The sequence below is a fragment of the Microcystis sp. M53603_WE2 genome, from assembly GCF_030065435.1.
This window is the reverse complement of sequence record NZ_JASJFF010000372.1, coordinates 1-3966: the sequence shown is the minus strand read 5'-3', so window position 1 is coordinate 3966 and position 3966 is coordinate 1. Positions and strand designations below refer to the sequence as shown.

General features: G+C 41.7%; 4 protein-coding genes and 1 pseudogene. 1 reads left to right on the top strand and 4 read right to left on the bottom strand.

Annotated elements, in window-relative coordinates:
* Positions 1–103: 103 nt before the first annotated feature.
* A complete protein-coding gene (locus PX481_RS07950) occupies positions 104–496 on the bottom strand; it encodes a hypothetical protein (protein WP_288094255.1) in 393 nt (130 codons plus the stop codon).
* Between the two features lie 352 nt (positions 497–848).
* On the opposite strand from PX481_RS07950, the gene PX481_RS07945 reads away from it, so the two are divergent.
* Complete coding sequence (locus PX481_RS07945) at positions 849–1193, top strand: hypothetical protein (RefSeq protein ID WP_002738818.1); 345 nt, start codon at positions 849–851, stop codon at positions 1191–1193.
* A gap of 318 nt (positions 1194–1511) precedes the next feature.
* Here the strand turns inward: PX481_RS07945 and PX481_RS07940 are convergent, their stop codons facing one another.
* The 3 genes and pseudogenes from PX481_RS07940 to PX481_RS07930 all read right to left on the bottom strand — a co-directional run.
* Positions 1512–2519 (bottom strand): DnaJ C-terminal domain-containing protein, encoded by a 1008-nt coding sequence (locus tag PX481_RS07940; protein WP_288094253.1) that lies wholly within the window; start codon positions 2517–2519, stop codon positions 1512–1514.
* Between the two features lie 204 nt (positions 2520–2723).
* Positions 2724–3374 carry a TVP38/TMEM64 family protein gene (locus PX481_RS07935; RefSeq protein ID WP_288094251.1) on the bottom strand — a complete coding sequence of 217 codons (651 nt, stop codon included), beginning with the start codon at positions 3372–3374 and terminating at the stop codon, positions 2724–2726.
* A gap of 79 nt (positions 3375–3453) precedes the next feature.
* Positions 3454–3966 (bottom strand): annotated as a pseudogene (locus tag PX481_RS07930) (glycogen debranching protein); the annotation flags it as partial.

Sequence of the window (3966 nt, the reverse complement as noted above, 5' to 3'; positions counted from 1 at the left end):
TTAAGTCAATTAATTCCTGATCCCTACCAACAAATTTAGGGATATTACTATTAGATAAATTGTGAGGATGTTGTTTAACCTGTTCCTTAACAGGCGGCTCCAGTCAGGTTTTATTGATGTTTATAGTTGCTGCTTGATAAACTTCACCAACCTCACCCTGATTCTGGAAATTTTGACCTCCAGAATTAGCCTGGTTCATACTACTATTATCCTGAATTTTCAAGGATTGAATTTCTGTTGCTAAACCCTTGACTTGTTCGGCAAAATCTGCTTCATCATTCATGGCAACCTTTAAATAATCTGCTACTTTTTCTAGATCAGTTTTTGACCCTTTTTCAGCAGCTTGTAAAGCTTTTTCAGCCTTAGGATTAGCTTTAAGTTTATTCCAGATAATTTGCCGCAAAGTATTAATTTTTTCTAGAGCAGCTTCAGTAAATTTTTCTACAGTAGTCTGAAATACCAAAGCAACAATTGTCGCCACTGTTATCGGTTCCATAGATAAAATCGGGGTAATGAGGGTTAACTTATTGATCGGATTTTGATTTTTTCCCACAATATAGGGATTTTAGAGATTGCTTCAGTGGTAAATTCCTGTACTGCTAAAGTAAACTTGTGGTTAAGGGATCATTCATGATTCAGCCCTCATTTTAGCTTTCATAATTTTATTCTGCCCTATTTTTCTTAATCAATCACAGTCCATGACACAATCACAGCAATCACAGTCAAGACGGCATGGGAGAGGAAATATCCGTGTTATTGTAAAAACGGGGATAGATGGGGGGGTTGGTCTTGCAAAATCGGCAAATAGGGATAAAATCAAAACAAGTTAATTTTTTCCTTACCATATCATGTTAACCCCATCGGATAGTAAATTATCTAAGCAGCAGCAGATTCTCTCGGCTGTTTCCGAAGAGGAACAGCTTAAACAGCAACGGATTCAGGAAGTGCTATTGTTAATAGATAGTTTATTCCAAAGAGAGGAAACGACTTTTAGAATTATCATCGACTGTCTTTACGATGTGGGTTCGTTAAATTTAATTAATAAAAAGTTTCATAGTCGTCACTTAAATTTTATTATGAAAGCGATCGCTCGTTTTTCTAAGCCTATCTTCAGAATTTATGCTCTCTATTGGGTGAAGAAAAATAGCCCCAAATTAATCACTAATTGGTTGGCTAGTAAGGTTAAATTCTAGCCAAGGATAAACTCCAGAGACAGTAAACAGTGATCAGCTTCTCAAGGCAAGAGGCAACAGTAAAGGGATTGGGGGAGATTCAGCTAATCTAAGGATAGTAACCGGCTACTTAGTTGATGATAGGTGGTGCGTTACGACGGATTGTTACCTTCAATTCAAAGCAGCAATTTTTGCCGTCTAACGCACCCTACGTTTTACTACTTAGTTGATGATAGGTGGTGCGTTACGACGGATTGTTACCTTCAATTCAAAGCAGCAATTTTTGCCGTCTAACGCACCCTACCTTTTGCTTCGTACCTCACTATTAAGATCTAGGGACTAAATTTGCACCTGTCTGAGATGACGACGGGGATCGGTGGTACGCTGAGATTTAATTTTCTCGTATAATTCCCGTTCGATCGCGGTTAATTCTTTGGGAGTATCGATGACAATTTTGACTAATTGATCGCCGCGTTGTCCTTTATTGTCGATCCAACCTTTGCCGCGTAAGCGCAGGGATTGACCGGAACGAATACCGGCGGGAATTTTTACCGTCACCAGGCCATCGGGGGTAGGAACTTCAATTGCTGTGCCTAAAACCGCCTCATCGGGAGTAATCGGGACTTCACAGGTTAAATTATCGCCTTCAAAAGTAAAGAAAGGATGGGGTTCTAATTCCACATCGAGAAATAGATCTCCCCGTTGTTTGCTCAAGGGATCGATTAGTCCTTTACCCCGTACCCGGAGACGATTACCGGTTTTGGTTCCTGGGGGGATTTTGATATCGATCATTTCTCCGGCTAAATTAACCCGTTTTTGTACTCCTCGTAAAGCTTCCCCAAAACTCAGACGCAGTTTAGCGGTGGAGATACCAGAAGTGACGGATTGCGGTGCAGTACGAGCACCGGCAAAGTCGTTAAAATTGCTAAAATCGCCAAATCCTCCCCCCGGAGTCCCGTAGGAATGGGAACGGGGGCGAGTACCGCCGGAGCGCCCCATGCGACCGAGCAGTTCATTGATAAAATCATCAAAGGTGTTGTACTGGCTAAAGTCAAAACCGTCGGAACCAAAGTCAACCCCCCCATTACCACCCGGCCAATTTGATCGCCCGGCCTGTTGCCAATATTGTCCAAATTGATCGTATTTTTGGCGTTTTTCGCTATCGGAGAGGACTTCGTAAGCTTCACTAATTTCTTTAAAACGTTCTTCGGCGCTTTTATCGTTAGGATTGCGATCGGGGTGATATTTGACGGCTAATTTGCGAAAAGCTTTTTTAATTTCTTCGGCGCTGGCAGTTTTACCTACTCCCAGAACGGCATAATAATCTTTATAATCTGCGGCAGGCATCGATACGCTATCTCCTTAGCAATGGGGATTCAGTCGGGATATTCCTAATCTAACTTAATTTTATCGTTGTCAGGCTTGAATCAGTGATCAGTGATCGGTGAACAGTAACCAGTAACCGGTGATCAGTGAAAATAAAGTGCCAAAGTTTTCACTTAACACTATCTACTTAAAACTCCAATCTGATAACTGATAACTGATCACTGATCACTGAAAGGGAAATTGCCGACGACGACGATACCAAGTTCCCACAGCTACTAACAGAGCAATGAGGGTAAAAGCCACCATTAGGGGCAATATATCGCCTTTTCCTAAAGATTTTAAACCAGCACCCATCATGACAAAGGGTAAAATTCCGGGGACAGTGCCTAATAAAGTACCGATGAAATAATCGCGAAAACGGATAGAAGTTAATCCCGCAACAAAGTTAACGATACCGTAGGGAATAATCGGTAATAGACGGATAGCAAACATATAAAATAGGCCGCCTTGCTGCATTTCTGCATCGATCGCTTGCCATTTTCCCTGAAATTTTTTGGCGGTATATTCCCGGCCGATAGTACGGGTAAAAGCAAAGGCAACTATAGCGGCCACCAAAGCGGCGATCGTTGTCCAAACTGTTCCCATAACTACTCCAAAGATCGCCCCACCACTGAGGTTTAAGGGGGTAGAAGGCAGGATTAAAATTGTCCCGATCGTATAGAGAATAATATACAAAATGGGGGCCATAATTCCCATTTGTTTTAACCAGATCTGTAATTGTTGGGAGTCGATACCACCGATTAGATAAACTCCCATCGCCGTGGCGATAATACAAATTACGGTTAGGATAATAACACTACTTTTAGTTTTAGACATTTAACGGCAATTTTGGGCTAAGTGCGGGTTGTAAAACATAAGATGCAGCTGGGGTTTATATTTCCCTATTGCCAAAAATTCAGTTAATCTCCTCGAGAACCACGATCGAAAAACCATTGACTTTATAGCGATCGGCAATTACTGCTCCTTGCTCCACAGACCAACAATTATAATTGGTTTCTGCCCAAGCTGCCGTGTCAATAAGTCTTACCCAACGATAATTATTGCCTGGGGAGGGAAGGCGAAAATCCACCGGCAGATGATACATATTAATTAACACCAAAAAATCGTGATCGCCGACGGCACTACCATCAATTAAAAACCAAATAGAGCGATCATGGGCAGTTAAATCGCTAACCCCATCGGTTTTTTTAAATAAATAGGTGACATCATTACCCGCATCGAGAACCATATCGCCATAGCGGTGCTGTTTAAGGGCTATATGATTCTGTCTTAAGTGAGCAATATAAGCGGCAAAAATAAATAAAGGATTGCGTTCTTCTTGATTAGTTCCCGTGCCAAAATTATTGTGATAAGCTTCCCGATAACCGGTGGGCAGTAGATGGGGTGAACGGGTGGCGATCATATCATA